Source organism: Paenibacillus baekrokdamisoli (assembly GCF_003945345.1).
GTDB lineage: Bacteria > Bacillota > Bacilli > Paenibacillales > Paenibacillaceae > Paenibacillus_Z > Paenibacillus_Z baekrokdamisoli.
Window position 1 is genome coordinate 2,224,575 of sequence record NZ_AP019308.1, and the last position, 19,143, is coordinate 2,243,717.

The 19,143-nt window shown below is 45.7% G+C and carries 15 protein-coding genes; 1 reads left to right on the plus strand and 14 read right to left on the minus strand.

The features are described 5' to 3' along the window. Positions 1-468: 468 nt before the first annotated feature. The 8 genes from EKN16_RS09845 to EKN16_RS09880 all read right to left on the minus strand — a co-directional run bounded on the left by EKN16_RS09845 (position 469) and on the right by EKN16_RS09880 (position 12,490). Positions 469-2,466 (minus strand): beta-galactosidase, encoded by a 1,998-nt coding sequence (locus EKN16_RS09845; protein WP_125655937.1) that lies wholly within the window; start codon positions 2,464-2,466, stop codon positions 469-471. A gap of 43 nt (positions 2,467-2,509) precedes the next feature. After that, positions 2,510-3,337, minus strand: coding sequence for a carbohydrate ABC transporter permease (locus EKN16_RS09850; protein WP_125655940.1), 828 nt, complete (start codon positions 3,335-3,337; stop codon positions 2,510-2,512). Further along, the gene (locus EKN16_RS09855) at positions 3,334-4,218 is read right to left on the minus strand and encodes a carbohydrate ABC transporter permease (protein WP_125655943.1); all 885 of its coding nucleotides are present in this window, start codon (positions 4,216-4,218) and stop codon (positions 3,334-3,336) included. The genes EKN16_RS09850 and EKN16_RS09855 overlap by 4 nt, the downstream gene beginning before the upstream one ends. A gap of 89 nt (positions 4,219-4,307) precedes the next feature. Continuing rightward, entirely contained in the window at positions 4,308-5,612 is a 1,305-nt protein-coding gene (locus EKN16_RS09860) for an ABC transporter substrate-binding protein (RefSeq protein WP_125655946.1), read from the minus strand. 105 nt (positions 5,613-5,717) lie between these two features. Further along, positions 5,718-6,779 carry a response regulator gene (locus EKN16_RS09865; RefSeq protein ID WP_125655949.1) on the minus strand — a complete coding sequence of 354 codons (1,062 nt, stop codon included), beginning with the start codon at positions 6,777-6,779 and terminating at the stop codon, positions 5,718-5,720. After that, on the minus strand, positions 6,776-8,563 hold the full coding sequence (locus EKN16_RS09870) for a sensor histidine kinase (RefSeq protein ID WP_232016341.1): 1,788 nt from the start codon (positions 8,561-8,563) through the stop codon (positions 6,776-6,778). Before EKN16_RS09870 ends, EKN16_RS09865 begins: the two co-directional genes overlap by 4 nt. A 91-nt stretch (positions 8,564-8,654) precedes the next feature. Then, a complete protein-coding gene (locus EKN16_RS09875) occupies positions 8,655-9,932 on the minus strand; it encodes a glycoside hydrolase family 30 protein (RefSeq protein ID WP_125666074.1) in 1,278 nt (425 codons plus the stop codon). Positions 9,933-10,231: 299 nt separating this feature from the next. Beyond that, positions 10,232-12,490 carry a glycoside hydrolase family 3 C-terminal domain-containing protein gene (locus EKN16_RS09880; protein WP_125655951.1) on the minus strand — a complete coding sequence of 753 codons (2,259 nt, stop codon included), beginning with the start codon at positions 12,488-12,490 and terminating at the stop codon, positions 10,232-10,234. A 113-nt stretch (positions 12,491-12,603) separates the two neighbouring features. Here EKN16_RS09880 and EKN16_RS09885 point away from each other — a divergent pair, with 113 nt between their 5' ends. Then, a complete protein-coding gene (locus EKN16_RS09885) occupies positions 12,604-13,842 on the plus strand; it encodes a helix-turn-helix domain-containing protein (RefSeq protein ID WP_164522753.1) in 1,239 nt (412 codons plus the stop codon). 25 nt (positions 13,843-13,867) lie between these two features. On the opposite strand, the gene EKN16_RS09890 is transcribed toward EKN16_RS09885, so the two are convergent. From EKN16_RS09890 to EKN16_RS09915, 6 genes are all read right to left on the minus strand, one after another. Continuing rightward, entirely contained in the window at positions 13,868-14,734 is an 867-nt protein-coding gene (locus EKN16_RS09890; RefSeq protein WP_125655957.1) for a proline iminopeptidase-family hydrolase, read from the minus strand. Between the two features lie 31 nt (positions 14,735-14,765). After that, positions 14,766-15,104 carry a hypothetical protein gene (locus EKN16_RS09895; protein WP_125655960.1) on the minus strand — a complete coding sequence of 113 codons (339 nt, stop codon included), beginning with the start codon at positions 15,102-15,104 and terminating at the stop codon, positions 14,766-14,768. 165 nt (positions 15,105-15,269) lie between these two features. Further along, positions 15,270-15,503, minus strand: a complete 234-nt coding sequence (locus tag EKN16_RS09900; protein WP_125655963.1) for a hypothetical protein — start codon at positions 15,501-15,503, stop codon at positions 15,270-15,272. Positions 15,504-15,532: 29 nt separating this feature from the next. Further along, complete coding sequence (locus EKN16_RS09905; protein WP_125655966.1) at positions 15,533-15,790, minus strand: YqkE family protein; 258 nt, start codon at positions 15,788-15,790, stop codon at positions 15,533-15,535. 77 nt (positions 15,791-15,867) lie between these two features. Further along, positions 15,868-17,313: an alpha/beta hydrolase family protein gene (locus tag EKN16_RS09910; protein WP_125655970.1), complete on the minus strand. Its 1,446-nt coding sequence runs from the start codon at positions 17,311-17,313 to the stop codon at positions 15,868-15,870. A gap of 459 nt (positions 17,314-17,772) precedes the next feature. Further along, a protein-coding gene (locus EKN16_RS09915) for an IS1182 family transposase (RefSeq protein WP_125655973.1) occupies positions 17,773-19,124 on the minus strand; the annotation gives its coding sequence in 2 pieces (ribosomal slippage) (positions 17,773-18,557 and positions 18,557-19,124; 1,353 coding nt in all). Positions 19,125-19,143 lie beyond the last annotated feature (19 nt).

Genomic DNA, 19,143 nt, shown 5'->3' on the forward strand with positions numbered 1-19,143 from the left:
TCATGCTTCTATCCATCCTCATACTAATACGTCATTCGACAAATATCACTTTAAAAAGGCTCAACAGTAGAAAAATTGTGCGCAGCAGCCCGCTGCGCGGACGGATCATTCTTACGATCGCTGTTGTCTCCTGATTTCTTGATTCTATCCCTTAGGGGTAGAAATACGGAGACAAAGGCGAACGCTATCGCTTCTTCAGAACGATTCCGTCCGCTTCGCTTTGGTTTCGTGATGGCAGGCACTGATTATCGTTTAGAGCCAAGAAAAAGGTGCTTTTCTAATACCTCTAGGCTAACATTCGTATTAAAGAATGCCCTTATGACCGGTTTATATGTCATTTAAGTATCTTAACGATGAGCCTATTGAGGATAGTTGGGATTTCAAATAAAAAGAGAAGCATGCTCTTTCAATGAATACATTCATTGATTGAACATGCTTCTTCTAATTTGTCCTACCGTTTCAAACAGCTCATTCCACGATAATTCGAACGCCCCAAGGCTCGATCAGCAATTGCTCACCGCTTTTGATCAGACGCTCCTCTAGCAGCTCTTGACCAGATACGTGTGGATAGGTCAATGACACAGGTTTATCCGAGTAATTAAAATAATAACGTACGGCCTGATCTTCTCTATTCATTCCCGATTTAACAATGACAGGGAAAGCAAGCTCTTGATCAATCCCCCATAATCCTGCCTCTTGAACGGCGGCTTTCAATATGGTGTTCATAACGGTTGAACTCGTCATACAGCCGATATAGGTAGCAGTGCCTTTTCCATAACGATTTTGTGTGACAGCTGCGTAATCTCCCCACTGTGGATGGTCATAGTGAGCAAGCACCTCTGCCGTAGTAGGTGTAATAAGCTCCATCCAGCTGTGAACGCTGTCTGCTGCTTCCCCTTCTCGGAAGAGATCGCCCTTTAATCCCACGTTCTTCGGTTCAACAAACATACGATAAGTAATGCCGCAAGCCTCATGAATAATACCTGGCTGATCGGTCGTTCGAACCTTAATCGCCTCGCTCGCAAATCCACTCTTAAAGGAGTAGATGACATGGCCGCCATTCAAGGCAAAAGCATTCAATCGAACCAGAGCTTCATCCGTAACTGCGTACAGCGCCGGGACGACGATCAGCTCATAGTCCTCTAGTCTCGCATAAGAGGGATGAATAAAATCGCATTCGATATTCATTTTGTACAGCTCGTCATACATCCACCGAACGACGTCATTGTACGTTTTGCCACCCGGAAGCTTGAACCATTCCAATGCCGTTAGCGCTTCGTTGCTCACCATGATTGCAACCCGGTTGTTTTTACGCAGATCAATCAGTTGATTGCTCAGTCTGTCAAAATCACGACCAATCGTCTTTGCTTCGTTATATACGGGATTGGGTTTGAAGTCATGACTCAGCAAGCCTTTCCAATACGTCTCGAATGAATTGTGTATGGAATGCCAATGCCAGTAGGCGACCATATTTGCGCCAGAAGCGAGATGGCTGAAGGCCTGCAATCGAAGCTGGCCTGGGTACGGCGTCCAGTTCGGAAACGCTTGTGCTTGCGTCTCAATGACAAGATAATTGCTTCGCTTCAGAGAACGGGTCATATCTCCGCCCAGAGAGATTTCTATGCCAGTTAACTCGTCCTGCGACGGATGATAAATATCCACTCCAGCGATATCAAATGCAGCCGAGGCCGCGAAATGGTCCACCGACGGTTGAACCCCATAAGAATAGCCACGCCACTCGAAATCGAAATTTTGCGTGACGAACTGCCCAGGTCGTTTATACTCATTCACGATCGCTGCTTGCCAGGCAAGGAATTCCGTTACTAGCTTTCGTTGGAATTTAGCGAACTCCGCCCCCAAACTACCGTTGATTGTTCCAACCACAGATGGGAAGTCCTCCCAGCTATTAATTCGATTACTCCAATAATCTAAACCTAGCTCCTTGTTCAGATTATCAAGCGTAGTGTAGGTTTCCCTCATATATTTGACGAACTGGAGCTGTACATTTGAACCCGCAGTATCGTAATGCTTCGTCTCGTTATCCGTCTGGTACCCGATTACAGCTGGGTGATTGCTCACGCGTCCGATCAGCTTACGAATGATCCTCTCGGCATAGAACAGATAGGTCGGATTCGTAATATCCATGATCTGGCGGGCGCCGTAACGCCCCTGTCCTTTTGCAGTTTCTGCCAAAACATTCGGGTGCTCTTTGACCATCCAAGTCGGAACGGCATAAGTCGGCGTCCCCACAATAACGTGAATTCCCGCTTGATGCATCGCATCCAGCACTCTATCGACGGAAGAGAAATCGAATACGCCGTTCTGAGGCTCATGCGTGCTCCATGTTGATTCCGCGATCCGAACCACATTAATACCTGCTTCTTTCATCATTCGGATATCTTCTTCAAGCCTCTCATGAGGCATATATTCGTCGTAATAAGCGACACCGTACAATAGCTTCTTCATAACAGGCTCCTTATGCTTGCAGGAATGTTTGGAATAAGAATGATTAGCCTTTTACCGCGCCTTCCGTAATCCCTTCCATGATGAACTTCTGGAAAAAGGCATAAATAAGGACAACAGGGATAGCCGTCAAGACGAGCGCTGCCAAGATGAGCGACCACTCTTTGTTATACTCGCCAAACAGCATGTTCGTGGATAGAATCAACGTATAACGGGTTGAATCCGTCAGCATGAGCAGCGGAAGCAGAAAGTCATTCCATATCCACAGGAAGTCAAGAATCGCTATTGTGACGGTAATTGGCAGAAGCAGCGGGAAGATAATACGAAAGAAGGTCTGATATTCATTACATCCATCGATCTGTGCCGCTTCTTCGAGCTCTCTGGGAATCGACTTAACAAAGCCGTGATACAGGAAGATCGCCATGTTGACACCCAGTCCAATATAGATGATCGCCAGCCCATAAGTCGTCCCTTGCACGGAAAGTGATTTGGCCATTCTAGTGAGTGGAATCATGATGGAATGAAAAGGAACAAGCATCGAAGCAATAAACAGGAAGAAGATTGCACCGCTCAATCGGCCGCCCGTCCGGGACAGCTTATAGCCAGCCATCGCCGCACAAAAGACGATTCCACCGATACCGATTACTGAGATGACAATGGAATTGATCGAGCTTTGAAATAGATGAATTTGCGTGTAAGCATGACTATAGTTCTCCCAGTGAAAACGAGTGGGAAGTGCCGTGAACGATTTGAACATTTCGCCCTGCGTTTTGACTGAATTGATAAGTGCCATATAGATCGGAAAGAAGGAAATAACCGCACCGATAGAGAGAATAATGTTGATGAATAAGGAAGATAATTTCGCCTTTCTCACGCTTCCACCTCTCTTCTCTTCATGACGGTTATCTGGATAAGTGTGAAGATCAAGATAATTGCAAACAGAATAACAGATTTGGCACTTGCATACCCATAACGGAAGTTATTGGAGAACGCTTCTTCATATATGTTCATCGTTATGACTTGGGTGCTGCGTCCCGGACCTCCGCCTGTCAGTCCATATACGACCTCGAACACTTTGAACGCACCGTTCAGTGTGAGGAAGAAGCAGATCGTAATGGCATGGGTAATCATCGGAAGGGTAACGTTCTTGAATGTTTGGAACGGATTAGCCCCATCAATGACTGCCGCTTCCTTCAGATGCTGAGGCACCCCCTGCAGTGCAGCCAAATAAATAATCATCATATAGCCGACACCGTTCCAAAGCGAAACGATAATAACGGAGTAGAAGGAGACTTTTGGATCACCGATCCATGATTGATCTAGGAAGGTAAGCATCGTTTTCTCAGCGAGCTGCGGCAGAACGGATGAGAATATGAATGTCCACATGAATGCGCTGATAATGGTGCTGATCATGTTAGGCATGAAGAAAATCGTGCGAAATAAGCCTTTGCTTCTTTTTCTCGATTCAATGAAAACGGCCAGCAGCAGTGCTATTCCGTTCTGAAGGATGATCATGAAGAGCACATATTTCAACGTGAACCATAGCGAATGAACAAAGTCTGGGTCCTCGCTAAGCGCTTCCACGAAATTGGCGACTCCGATAAAATGATAGGCTTTATTAAGCCCGTTCCAATCTGTAAAGCTGTAAAACATGCCCCCTAAAGTAGGGACCAGCAGAAAGATCGCATACAAAATAAAAGCAGGTGCTACGAAAACAAACAGAGACAAATATTTCTTATAGCTCTTTACCGGCATGTCCTCTCTCCTCTCCTATTTCTCTTTGCGGGAATCAATTGGGAAGGAAGATAGAATACGCTCTACTTCCTTCCCGCTGTTCCTTATCTTTACTTATTGACCTTGTTAAACGATTTCCATGCTTTATCGAGCGCCTTCAGAACATCATCCTGCGTCATCTGCCCAGCAAAGTAGGATTGCAGTCCTTTGCCCACTTCATCTTTCACAGCTTGCGGTATCGCTGGGTCCTGATACGATTTGCCTTCTTTGACATAAGCAGTAGCATCATCTACCCACGGATAGCTCTTATAAGTATGAATAGTAGCGATTGGATTGAATTTCAAGCTTTGGAAAAAGGCATTCGAAGCTTGATCGTCTAATACATAATTGATGAAATCAAGCGCTACTTCTTTGTTTTTACTTGTTGGCGAGACCGCGAGTGATGTGGATGCGCTCAGATTGATAAGCGTTGCTTTCGGATCGTCATTGATCGGCAGCGGCGCTACTCCGAAATCCAAGTTCGGGTTCGATTTGAGAATGGTCTCCGCATACCAAGGTCCCTGCAGCCACATAGCCGCTTTGCCATTCGCGAATGCCGCAGCTCCATCATCTCCGCCAACCTCCAGCGCTTTATCCGTACCATTCGCGTTAATAAGATCAAAGATATTGAACATCGCTTTCATTTCAGTGAAAGAACCCTCATCCTTGTTCATGCGAGCGACGAAATCTTTATCGACCGTATTGATTAGCGCTCCTGCTGCAAGCGGCAGAACCAGCTGAGGAATCCAAGATTCTTTGTACGAAAGCTCAAAAGGGGTGATTTTATTCGCTTTCAGCTTTTCGATAACCGCTTTCATTTCGATCAAAGTCATTGGCGGTTTAAGTCCAAGATCCGTGAATATTTTCTTGTTGTATAGGTATCCCCATGACAACGTTTCCAAAGGTACGGCAACGATCTTTCCGTCAGTCGTTGTCACGGATGGCTTCACACTTTCCAGCAGCTTGCCCACAAAGGGCTGGTTGGACAGATCTTCAAGGTAGCCCGCTTTATAATAAGACGGGATTTCGTTGATTGCATGGAGCGCGAATATATCAGGCGCATCATTGGATGCAAGCCGAGTCTTCAAAATCTGCGCGGCGTTTTCCGCTGTAGGCATTTCCAGCTGAACCGTAACATCAATATTCTTATCTTTCTTTTCCTTTGCAGTGAAGTCGGCGACGAACTTGTCATATTGCTCCTTCAGACGCGGTTGCGCGATTAGCATCTTCAGCGTGACACTCTTCGCTCCCCCATTCCCAGCAGTTCCATCCGTTCCCTGATTCGCACTTCCCGAGCTGCTTTCGTTTGAACCACATCCAGCCAGCAAAGCTGCTACCAAAGCCGTGCTCAATACGCCTGTCCATATTTTCTTCATTATCTGTCGACCTCCCAATTAATCTGTTTATTGTTTACGCTTTCATTATATTATCTTGATGAAAGCGTTTAATTGGACAGAATTAATCGCTTATATTGGATAATTTTAAACCTGTCCTCTGCGTCTCATCTCGCCGGGTGCAATACCGAAATGCTTTCGAAATACACGATAGAAATAGGAAACATCCTCATAGCCGACCATCTCTGCTACCATTTTTATTGAAAAATGATCTTCTGTTAGCCAATCGCGGGCTTTGTCCATCCGTATATGAAGAATATAGTCCGTTACGTTACGGCCATACTCCTGCTTGAACATCTTACTTAAATATTCTTTACTAACGAAGAACGCTTTGGCTAGCTGCTCAAGCGAAATCGGTTCAGCGAAATTCCGTTCCATATACTTCCTGACCTCTTCCAAATTCAATCGGTTCTTGTTCTTACGCTGTTGAATCAGCTGCTCCATAGCTTGTAAATAGGACTGTGATAGGAAAGCAACCGCGTCTGCAGATGTAACGATGGCAGCTTGAGCAATTGGAACAGCTTCACTGACAATCTCAATCGAATGATCTATAGCAAGCTCCTTCATGAACAACAGCATCTCTTGGATAACACGTTCCAGAAGCTTCGGCTTTGCAGCCTGATTCCGGCCTAATTCCCTATTCAATTGCTCAAACACACCAGCCAGGCCTTCCTCATTCAAATCATTGAAGGTATAGCGAAGCAATTGCTTCAGAGAAGACAGCTTCTGCGATAATTCAAGATCCATCGGCACCAGTCGCCGCTCATCATCCACTTGCGCTAATTCATCCTTGCATTTCTGTAGAGCAGCGTTCAATTCCTTGGGATCCACAGGCTTGAGCAAGTAATCTTCCGCTTTATACCGAATAGCATGTTTGGTATAGTTGAAGTCATCATAACCACTCACCACGATGATCTTAATTTCCGGAAAACGTTCATTAAGAATCTGCAGCAGCGCAATACCGTCTACCCCAGGCATACGCATATCTGTGATAACGATTTGGGGAGACATCTGTTCAATAACTTGTACAGCATCCAGACCATCATCCGCTTCCCCAACGATTTCCATCCCGAATTGCTCCCATGCTCCGAACATTCTCACAATGTCTCGGTTCCAGTGCTCATCATCAACAATCACGACTTTAATCATTGCGTTATCTCACCTCTTGCTTCAAAAGGAATACGTATCGTAACTTGCGTACCTTGATTCGGTTCGCTCTGGACTGTGATTCCATACTCCTGTCCAAAATGCATGCGAATACGCGAGGACACATTGCTTAGTCCGATCCGGTTTCCATGCGTCCATAATTGTCCGCTTTGGCTCTCCAGGCGGTTCTGCAGTTCTGCCAACCGGCTTGCTTCCATTCCAAGTCCGTTGTCACGAATCAGAATGAGGACATCTTCACCTTCACGGGCAATGGTTACATCAAGCTCCCAGTCGCCGGATTTTGCATCCAAACCATGAAAGAAGGCATTCTCCACAATCGGCTGAAGTGTCAGTTTAGGAATTGGACTTTCAAGTACTTCCTTCTGAGCCTCAAGGGTATAGTGCAGCCGCGTCGAATAACGCTGCTGTTGGATGAGCATGTAATTGTTCAAATGATCGATTTCCTTCTGTATGGATCCGAGATCATCAGGCTCCCTGATCACGTAGCGGAACATGTCGCTAAGCGACTTGATGATCGTGTAGATGTCTGCCGGACTTTTGGAGAAGAGCATACTGCCGATCATTTGCAATGTGTTTTGCAAGAAATGCGGATTAATTTGCGCTTGAAGCGCTTTTAGCTCCGCTGTCTTCTTCTCCAGGCTGATGCTATATTCCGTTTTAATATGCTCTCTTATCCGATGGGACATGTGATGAAATTTCGTCTCCAGAAGGCCGACTTCGTCAATACGTGTAATAATCGGCGCTTCCATTTCTTTAATCAGATTGAGGCCCTGCATCGATCTAGCTAGCTTTACGATAGGCTTCGCCGTTTTCCATGCAAAGAAAATGGCGATCAAGATTGATACCAGGACGGAAACTGCACCCACAATGAATCCATAACGCATTGTCGCTTGCGCACTTTTATTGATAAAGCTCTTTGGAACGACTTTCACAATCGTTAAACCGACGGAATCGATGGTATTGTAGAACAAATAATTGTTAGCTGTTCGGACTAATCCCTGGCCTCTTCCCAGCCGCTTAATCATTCGCTTCGTTTCGTCAGATAACTGCGGTCCATTCGGCTGATAAAGTACGTTACCGTCCGGCCCCGCGATTATTACCGCCTGCTGTTCTCCTCGATCCAGTACATTCAACGTCTGATCCAACAATCCCCAACGGATATCAAGTGAAATGCCGCCAAGCTTTTCGCGATTCTCGAAACGGTTGATGCTGCGGATGAGTTGAAACTTACTCTTATCACTGCCATTCGTACGTATGATGAAGTCCTTGCTCTCTTCGAACAACTGGTCAAAAGGCGATGGTATGGCGGTAGTCGTTTTAATATCGCTTTGTGAGGAGTTAATTGTGAAAAGTTTGTTATTCTCCTTGAGGTACAGCTCTACGCCCACGAGATGATTACCCCCTGAATAAAAGACGTTCGTCAGGGTATCAATAATATTCCTTTGTGCGGCAAACTCACTGGAAATACTGGATTCCTCCACCTTCTCCAAATAGCTGCTCAAATGAGGGCTGATGAGCACGGTATAGATTAGATTGTTCAATAGCGCAAATTGTTCATCGAGGTAAATACCCGTCCACTTCATGTTGGATACGTTGGTCTTAATGACTTCCTCTTCCATCGATCGGCGGCTGTTCTCCGCCGCGATGGCCGTGATGGTAATGATCGGTATAACCGACAGAATGATCATCGTTAGAATCAGCTTGTTGCGTATACTTCGACGGAATGGTCCAGTTAATGTCTCATATCCTTTGACGAACCTATTCAATGCGGCCCCCTCCTTCCTTCACTGCAATTCGCACTCAAATAACAACAAACGCCCCACTAAGCCGGAGGCGTTTGTCAGATTATATCATGATTTAAAATACGATTGTATGAAACGATTCGGGCTCAAGCTCGAACGTCCTTACGCCAGTTCCATCCAATAAACGTAATATCCTCTTATCCGCAAACGGATTCGTAAGCACGATTACCCGTTCTCCATCTGGATTCTCGAACGCGAGCGCGCTGCCAGCCCAAGGACCTTTCAAGCCAATCCTTTTCGAGCCTGGGGTGACAAAATGGGCAAAATGCTGCATGACGTAATATTCCGGATTACGTATGGCTTGCTTAGCAGTTGGATCGACAGTGATCATGGAGTTCTGCTCCCATCCCCATGTGCTTCGCCCCTTCGGCTCAAGCGCCATGTTCCAATAAATGTAGGCATTTACACCATTGATGAAATAATGATGATATAAGTTAAAGACATACCGCGCATAAAACCATGTATTCTCTCCGTCTCCGCACTCGTTCTCCGTTTGCATGTAGCGAAGCTCTGGATAGCTTAGAACAGTACGTTGTATCGCATTTTTCCCGGCCCACTGATAACCGACACCTGATACATATTTATAGGCTTCCGGATCGCTAAGCACAGTATTCGCATAAGCATCGAAATCCGTCGCTTTTTTCTTCAGCCACTCATCCCAGGGTTCTGGCGCATTAATCGTACCCAGCCAAATTTCCGTATCGAGTCCATGCTTTTCAAAGGCAGGTCCCAGATAATCACGAATAAACTCACGAAGCTGTTCACCGGTCCATACGCAGGAAGGGAATTTCTGATCGGCTACCACTTCATTCTGAATATGGACTTGATGAATCGTAATTCCCGCATCACGATAGGCTTGGACAAATTTGACGAAATAAAGGGCGTAGGCTTCCAGTATGTCTTTCTCCCAACGCAAGGTCCCGTAATTATAAGATTTGGGAAACTTCATCCAAGTCGGCGGGCTCCATGGGGAGGCGAATAGCTTCAATTCCGGATTCAGCTTCAAAGCTTCTTTGATATAGGGAATCAAATGTTTCTGATCACGTTCGATTGAGAAATGATCCATTGCCAAATCCCCATCCGTCTCGTTCAAACTATACCATTCGAGCGCGTAGTCGCTTGCCCCGATTGGAAGCCTGCATATGCTAAACTTGTGGTCGCCCTCAGGATGGAACAGCGAATGCAGGACATCGGCTCGATCTTCTTCCGGCAGATGTTGGAGCGCCACGAAACCAAGTTCATTGATACAGCCGCCGAAGCCGTCTACGGTTTGAAATGTCTCTGTGGTGATCACAAGATTAGCTTCCCCATCATGGGCAGCAGGTGCTTGCATCTGCTTCCAACTTGATGCTTCCGTACTGGAGATCCACTTTATGTTAGCTTGTTCCACGTGCAAAAACCTCCATCTATTGTTATCTGAGCTGCATAAGTAGGTGATGCAAAATTAATGATTACGCTTTCATTATATGATACAGAAGAAAGCGTTTAATTGGACAGAATTAAACGCTTGTATTGGACATTTTTAAACCTGGCCTCTCTTCTCTCTGGATTGATTTCACCCTGAAGTGCAGGGGCATATTTGCTATCCAGAGAGACGCTTCCATGCAAGAGGCCGACTACTATACTTTTTCTTTACTTATTGTTAAATTGCTTCAAATCTTCTGCTAGCATGGCTTCTGTGTATTTGCCTTGTCCAAACCCAACCATTGCTCGAAGCGGCATGTTTCTCATCATAGCTGCGAGCATCTCTGGATTATCGCCAAGCGCAGCGCCAAGACCAAATATACTCATATAGATCTTGGCTTTCTCGGCAGTCCGCGGGTTCTCAAGTAAATCGCCCAGCGTAGAATTCCGATGATAGATGACTGTTGGCTCGATGGTCGAACTGACTTCAACCACGGCGGTCAGTTCAATTTCCCGTGAAGATTTGCCAATTTGAATATCGAATAAGCCCGTTTCCACATACCAATCTTGAATAGCGACATTGTAGTAGGCAAAAGCACGCTTATCGAGCACGAAGGTAACGATTGTACGTTCCCCGGGTTGAAGTTCGATTTTCTGAAAGCCCTTCAGCTCCTTCTGCGGCCGAATTACAGTACTCTTTTGGTCCCTGACGTATAATTGAACAATTTCTTGACCGGACCTATTCCCTGTATTTTGCACGGTTACGCTCACTTGAACTGCCTCATTATCGGCCAAACTCTGTTTGTCTACTCTCAACTCGCTATACTCGAAATTTGTATAGCTAAGACCGAATCCGAATGGAAATAATGGCTCGATTTCCTTCGTATCGTAATAACGATAGCCGACGAAGATACCCTCCCTGTAATCCACTCGGTCGCCCTCACCCGGAAAATTCAAGAAAGATGGGTTATCACTCAGCTTCTTCGGGAATGTCTCTGCAAGCTTACCGCTTGGATTGCTAGTGCCGAACAGCAGATCTGCAACCGCACCTCCGAACGCCTGTCCCCCCAGATAGCCTTCCAATATTCCTTTGGTCTTATTGATCCATGGCATCTCTACTGGTGAGCCATTGCTTAGCACAATAACGAGGTTCTTCTGAATGTCGGCCACCGCCTCAATTAGCGCTTGATGGTTAGCCGGAATCTTCATATGCGACCTGTCATAGCCTTCCGATTCGTAGCGCTCGGGAAGACCGACAAATAATACTGCCACGTCTGCCTGTTCCGCCGCTTTCAGTGCTTCCTTCATTAGCTCTACGTCGAGCTCATCACTTGCCAGCTTATATCCTTGGGCGAACTTAAACTGTACAGCACTCCCGGCAGCTGACTTCATTTCTTCAAGGGCATCATCTAGTCGGGTTGGATTAACATGCGAGCTTCCGCCACCTTGATAGCGAGGTTTTGTGGCAAATTCGCCTATAATGGCGATTGTGCCTTCTTTGCGAAGCGGCAATATGTCATCTTCATTTCTGAGCAGCACCATGCTCTCCCGCGCAATTTCCCGTGCCAAACGGTGATGCTCAGCTGCATCATATCTGGCATCACTCTTCCGGTTATCTGCCGCTTTGAAGACAAAGCTCAGCATCCGTTCGACTGCGAGATTCAGCGTTTCCTCCAATAACTCTCCGTTTTGAACCGCGGCCACGATTTTGGCATCGCCGATCCCAGCGCTTGAAGGCATCTCCAATTCCAGCCCTGCTTGCAGCGCTTTCACTCGCTCGTTCACTGCGCCCCAATCGGATACGACGAAGCCTTCGAAGCCCCATTCATCTCTAAGCACTTTGGTAAGAAGAAACTCACTCTCCGAAGCATACTCGCCATTCACTTGGTTATAGGAGCACATGACACTCCAAGGCTGCGACTGCTTAACAGCACCTTCAAAGCTGGCCAGATAAATTTCACGAAGTGTGCGCTCATCAACAATCGCGTCCACAGACATTCTTCGATGCTCCTGATTATTCACGGCAAAATGCTTGAGCGATGTCCCCACACCTTGGCTTTGTACACCTTGGATATGGAATGCGGCCATCTCTGAGGATAAATAGGGATCTTCTGAGAAATATTCAAAATTCCGGCCATTCAAGGGTGAACGTTTAATATTGACGCCAGGACCGAGCAGTACGGCAACGTTCTCCGCCTGACTTTCCAAGCCCAATGCTTCACCCACACGTTTGATCAATTCCCGGTTCCATGAAGAAGCCATGCCAGCAGCAGAAGGAAAGCATGTCGCCGGCACACTGTTATGAAGACCCAGGTGGTCGGCGCCTTCGTTTTGTTTTCGCAGCCCATGCGGTCCATCCGTCACCATCACGGAAGGAATCCCTAATCGTTCTATACCCTTCGTGTTCCAGAAATCCAACCCCGAACATAGACCCGCTTTCTCTTCCAATGTCATTTGGTCGATAAGATTTCTAATGTTCTCTTTCATACCATAACCTCCTCTGAATTTGACTGGCTTATGCTCTCATCTTAATGCACTTCAGGGAGGAATTATGGTACTCTGATTATATTAATTGTATTTTAGTTAGGAGAATGATAATCATGAGCCAAATAACTGATGTCACTCGAATCGAATACATTTGCAAAATATTGTTTGAATCGTTTCAAATCCCCGTCTTCTATATGAACCAGCACCAGCAGATCGAGATCGAATGGCCTTCGTCCTTCATAGCGAACCCTTTGTTTACTGAGACTGCTGCACTCTTAACCGACATTACCGCTTATGCCGACGAGACCTCGCTGCCGGTTATTCGATCAACCAACTTTCTGGAGAACTTTCTGGTGCTCCGTATGCCGCGAGACTGCTCTGTTTCCGGTACGATTATTATTGGCCCATCCGTTTATGGAGAGTTGTCGGAAGAAACGAAGAAAAACCTCTTGAAAGATAACGATGTGCCACATAAACACTATGAGGAGTGGAAGGAATATTACGGGGAATTGCCGATCATGAACAAGATGCGGTTATTTCACGCAGGCATGCTGCTCCATTACCTCGTTTCAGGTGAGCCTCTTGAAATTAGCGAAGTTCTGGAACACGCACACGCGCTGAAACCGAAGTTCATCCCAATCGATAATGTGGATATGCAGGTATCGAATCAGCGTAAAAACACTAACCTTCACCATGATCACATGCTAGAGAAAAACATCATGAAACATATCACCAATGGAAATAAAAAAGGGCTGCTAGAGGCCCATACTTCATTCCCAAGTGACAAATATGGCGTTCTCTCTAAACGAAGCCACTTAAGAAGCCAAAAAAATCTAGCAATCTCAGCTATAACGCTGGCGACTCGCGCAGCTATTGACGGGGGTTTGTTTTGGGAGATTGCCTATACGCTCAGCGATTTTCATATCCAACATATGGAGGAACTGAAGGAGATTAAGCAAGTGGAACGCGCAGTTGCGGACGCGCTGGTGGATTTCGCAGATCGGGTTCGGATGAATAAAGATCAGAAGGTATCTAAGACCGTCGCCATTTGCCAAAATTACATTTTCAATCACTTGTATGAAGAAATTACATTATCCAGCCTTGCCTCACTAGCTGGATTAAACGCGAACTATTTGTCCCAGCTATTTAAGAAGGAAGTTGGCATTCCCATAAGTGACTATATCCAACGGGAGCGAATTGAAGAGGCGAAGAAACTGATCTCACTCTCGGATACCTCGCTATCAGACGTTTGCTCCAGTCTTGCTTTCAACGACCAGAGCTATTTCACCAAGGTGTTCAAGAAATTCACGGGCGTTACGCCAAAACAGTTCAGGAATAACAAACATACCTGATTCTGGCTCGCCTGAGTGCACATGATTAAGAGTTGAGAAAGCCCCGCACTATTCTCACAAATTCATCCGTTTCTTCCAAGTAGCTAACATGAGCACTATTCTCAAAGACATGGAACTCGGATTCCGGAACGAGCGATTGATAATATTGAGTGGATTCAGGTGTCGCTTCATCATACCTGCCGCAAACAAAGAGGGATGGAATTGAAATTTCATGCAGCTGCGGTGTGCAATCGAAGGTTTTTAAATTCCCTGTCGGACTAAATTCAGAAGGTCCCCACATTGTCATATAGATATCTTTATTCGCTTTTGCTCTACTCTCAGTCATGATAGCGGGTCTTGGATCAAGTCTGCATACATACCTGTCATAGTACACTTTCATCGCCTCTTGGTACGCTTCCGAATTTGTTGTTGCTTGCTGCTCGTTATGAGCAATGATCCTTTGAACATCATCCGGTAACCTTGCCAATAGCTCATCCGCATCTTGTTTCCATCGCTCAGCACTCAGACATGGACTTGAAAAAATAACGCTGCGCACCCCCGAATGCTTATGATGAATCAAATAGGAAGCCGCCAGCATCGTCCCCCAGGAATGCCCTAAGATATGAACCTCTTTTAGATTCAGCGCATCGCGAACGCATGCCAACTCTTCTACAAACCGTTCTGTACGCCACAATGAAGGGTCTGTAGGTCCATCTGAATTCCCAGATCCGAGCTGATCATAGAAAATGACAGGTCTCTCCTCTGCGATAGCTTCTAATGCAGACTTGAGCGGATCATGTGTGTTTCCTGGTCCACCATGAAGCACAAGCAGAGGCGTCTGATCACTTTCACCCAATCGGATGTACCAAACCCTGCCTCCAGGGACATCTATATAACCTTCAACGCTTTTCAAATTCATTGCTCCTTCCATACACCTTATTCAATCAATTGGTTGCGACTTCTCTTCCCATCTGAACAGCAGAAACAAAATAAAGCAGCAGCACGATCCCAAAGAGATTCCATAAGCTTGGCACCGACACAATTGCTAGATAAAGGCCGTAAGGAATGGACCAGATTAACGTAACATACATAAGGGATTGGATTCTAAACCATGCAGCTAAGATACCTAAGCAAGCGGGGAGAATCAACATAATCGATACGATAAGAATCGTACTACGATTTACAGGAAGCGATGAATAGGGATTCCAGAACAGGAAGATGACGCACAGAACAATGCAGCCCATAGAAGCGATCAAACCAATTTTAGAAGCATTCCATTTCATTACCTTACCTCCGTTTCACCGTATTCCTATCATTTTATGCCAAAAAGGCATGCGCTAAGCATGCCTTTCCGTTCATACTGTTCATACTGTTCATACTGCTCCTACTGTTCATACTGTTCATACTGTTCATACTGCTCATACTGCTCCTACTGCTCCTACCTGCAGTTACTTCTGCTCCGAGTTATTGCTTGGCTTTACTCGAACAGGTCGAGATACCCAATTCTCGCGATTCATTGGTTTAACTTGATTCTTCGGATCGGACATATCAATAATCGGAATCACCGGTTGTGCAGCTTCTGTCTCGCTCTTTGACTTATTTAACGCTTTGATTGCCTTACCTGTCGCTGATACGCCGCCGCCATTGTGTTTTCCTTTATTCCACACTCTTCCTTTACTCATCTCACAGCTCCATACTCTTCTTTTATTGTTTATTTGTTTTTACGCCAATCCATTTTGCTGTTGTTAAGCAGATGTTCAAAATCATTTTCGAGTCTTTTTTGCTCCGCTTGATGAGCTTCCTCCGCTTGCTTCCTAATATCTTCTTTGCGGGTCTCTTCAGCAGTCTTGAGCTCATTCGCCTTCGCCTTTAGCTTATCTAAAATTTCAGGTCTTAACAGATCCTGTAAAGTGGCAGGTTTATCATCTTTGGCTGCAGCCGGCGCAGGGTTCGTTCTTTTCTTCGCCATAACAATCACCTCTATTTCCTTCAACTATTATAACAAGATTGAGCTGCGCATTCTATACTTGTGTCGATTCGTCATTCTTATTCATGCACCTTAAAATTCACTTCTGGGTATTTGGCGCTCAACTTTTGGAGCGCAGAATCGTCCTTTCCTTTTAAATACCGATCGAAAAAGGCAACACTGAATTCGTTCACGATACGGTGGTCCCGCCGCGGGTCTGCGCCGCCCAACCCTAGCAATGGAGAGAATAACGCAAGATCGGAGTAGCTTGCATGCTTTGAACCCGGAATAAGTATAGATAAACCTCCGCCTGCTAAAGCATAGCCCGATTTTTGTATATATTGTTTCCTAGGCGCTTCAAACTCTTCGCGGCTTCCCCCGCCTATCTGCTTAGCGACATCATCGTAAGAGATCATAACCTTATTGTATGTCTCCTCTGAATACATCATAAAGAATGGTTTTCCAAATCCTTTTTCGGAAACTGGTGGACCATAAAACCCGCCGTCCATACTTAGGGCAGCCTTCACACGCGAATCTTTCTTCATCATTTGCGCCGTAACGGCTCCCCCGAACGAATGTCCAAGCATGCCGATTCGTTCAATATCGATTTTGCCAGTAAAACGGCCTGTAGAATCGTTCCGATTAAGCTGCTCTACTTGATTGAGCACAAAGGTAGCATCTTCGGTCCAAAGCGGTATATGCTCATCGTACTTGGCGTTAGAAGTTAGATTAGGGCCGATTTTGCTCATGGCTGCGCGTCCATCAGGATACACGGAGCCGGCAGCTTCATATGCATAATCGATGCCCACAACAATATAGCCATGGCTTGCAAGTTCCTCCACTTGGTACATATTTTGATTGCGATATCCATTCATCCCGTGAGAAAAAATCAATACGGGATAACGGCTTTCCGAGTCCAAAAGCTTGGCTTCCAACAAAGCATGCGTTTTGACCAGCCCTAGATGGCTGAACGTGAACGCTGGTAGGCCCAGCATTTTTGATGATATAGCTCCAGTCATTATCGATGCGTTTTGGAGATAAGGGCTCTGCTTTTTCCCGTCGCCTTCGGCTGCAGGGTACCAAATTTGCACCATCAACTCGCGCCGATCGTCCGGGTTCTCCGTATAAGATTCTCCCCTCTGTTCATCTATCCAGTGAAAAATTGTCGTTCCGACTGCATAAGGCCCCGTCGGTTTCTCAAACGAGAATACAGGCATGACCGTAGGCAGTGCGACCGAGACCAATAAATATACGGTCAATAGCACCGCTTGAACCGTAACCGCAACCCGGCTTCTGCCGCCCTCTCTCCGCTTACCTAAGAAGAAATAAGCCGTCAAAATGAGTGGCGTCAAGTAAGCCGGAATCATCTGCCAACGCCCGCCTTCCACAGCAAACTGCACAATAACCAATCCAAAAGCTATCGTCAATGGCATGATGGGACCCCGTCCGGACTTCCTATTCGCGATAAAGGCCCAATACAGCAGTCCAAAATTGATCACAATCAAACTTATTTCCAAAATCCTCATATCTGTCTTCCTCCCCCTAAAATGAACTATATAAGTTGAACTTAAGAAACGAACAATGGGCCGCTGCACAGATGGAATGTTCTTCCGATCGCTGTTGAGCCCGGATTTCTTGTTTTTTCCCCTGATAAGGGGGAAATCCGGTCTCAAAGGCGAACGCTGACGCTTCTCCAGAATCATCCATCTGCTCCGCTCACTTGTTATATCTCTAGTTCAACTTATATGGTTCAATCTTATAAAAAAATTAAAAAGACAAAGTAGGGGTTATTCTGAATTTATTCTGAAGAATTCCAGTAAATATCTCATGGCATAGATCTCGTAAACACTATCCATAAAAAAAAGAGAGCCCTAAGGGCTCCAGATTGTCGAGAAAGCCTATGTTTTTGAGGCTTTCTTTTTTTATGCTGCATTTGGGCAGTATTCATACACCAATATATGTAAGTTCTGAGCAGGGATATCGCCCTACACCGTCTTACTGAGGTGCATGGCGATCTTCTTCATGTTCTGAACGGCTGCTGTCATCAGCGCCTGTTCTGTCACATTTTTAATCCCCCGTAACCTGCAATAGCGAAGCCCGTGGAGCTCTTTAGCATCCGCGAAGCTTCGCTCAATGGTTTCTTTCCTTCTCTTGTACAGCTTTTTACCTGCTGGGGTCAATCGGTTTTCACGCACCCATTCCTTGCTTTCTTCCCACACATGTCGTGTAATCACTTTTCGGTGGTTTTTAGAACGGGTGCACTGTGCAAGCATCGGACAGCTTTTGCAAACCTCCGCATCTGAAGCATAGTGGCGGTAACCGTGACGGTCTGTTGTACGGTAGGTAAGAATTTGGGCATTGGGACAGCTATACACATCATTTTGAGCATCATATTTAAATTTCCACTTTGCAAATAATCCTTGCGTGGGATGGAAGCGACGGTGGGCAATAACGGCAAAGATCTTCTTTTCTTTAAGTTTCTTGCAAATCGGTGTGGTTAAATAGCCCGCATCCAGCGCGACAGCTTCTACCTTAAATTCGAATCGCTTTACTTGTCGTTCGAGTCGCTCCAAATAAGGCAAAGAATCATGAACATTTCCAGGTGTAACATACACGTCTGTAATCATATTGTACTTGAGGTCTACCGTCCGATGATCGAGATAAAAGAAGCCCTCTGGTTTACCATCTCGAACCATATAACCACTATCCGGGTCCGTCGTACTGCGTTTTATTTCTTTCTTTTCTTCAACCTCCTCTTTGGGTTTTAGTTCTTTTTTCCTCTTTCTTTCCGCTCCTGTTCAACCGCTGCATTGAGTTCTTCCAAGTAGCTTTTCGTGTTTTGCAAGACTTCTTCACGCGTAAATTTATGTTTATTGGCATTGGCTTTTAAGTGGGTAGAATCCGAAATCAGTACGCGCCCGCCAACCATTCGATGCGCAATGGCTTGAAGGACGATTTCATCAAAGATATCTTGAAATATCGTGGTGTCTTTGAAACGTTTGCGACGGTTCCAACTAATCGTGGAATGATCAGGAACACGATCTGTTAAGCCTAAACCAAGAAACCAACGGTAAGCGACATTCGTTTGAATCTCTTGCTCCAATCGGCGTTCGGAGCGAATACCATAAAAATAGCCAAGGAAAACCATCTTGAACAAAACGAGAGGATCTATTGCAGGACGCCCATTATCTTCGCAGTATAACGGACGAACCTTTTCTAGAATAAAGGAGAAATCGACATATTGATCAACCTTTCGAAGCATGTGATCTTGTGGCACAAGGCTTTCGAGGGATACTAATTCAAAGGCGGTTTGTTTATCTTTGTTGGTACGTAGCATACAATCACCATCCGTTATT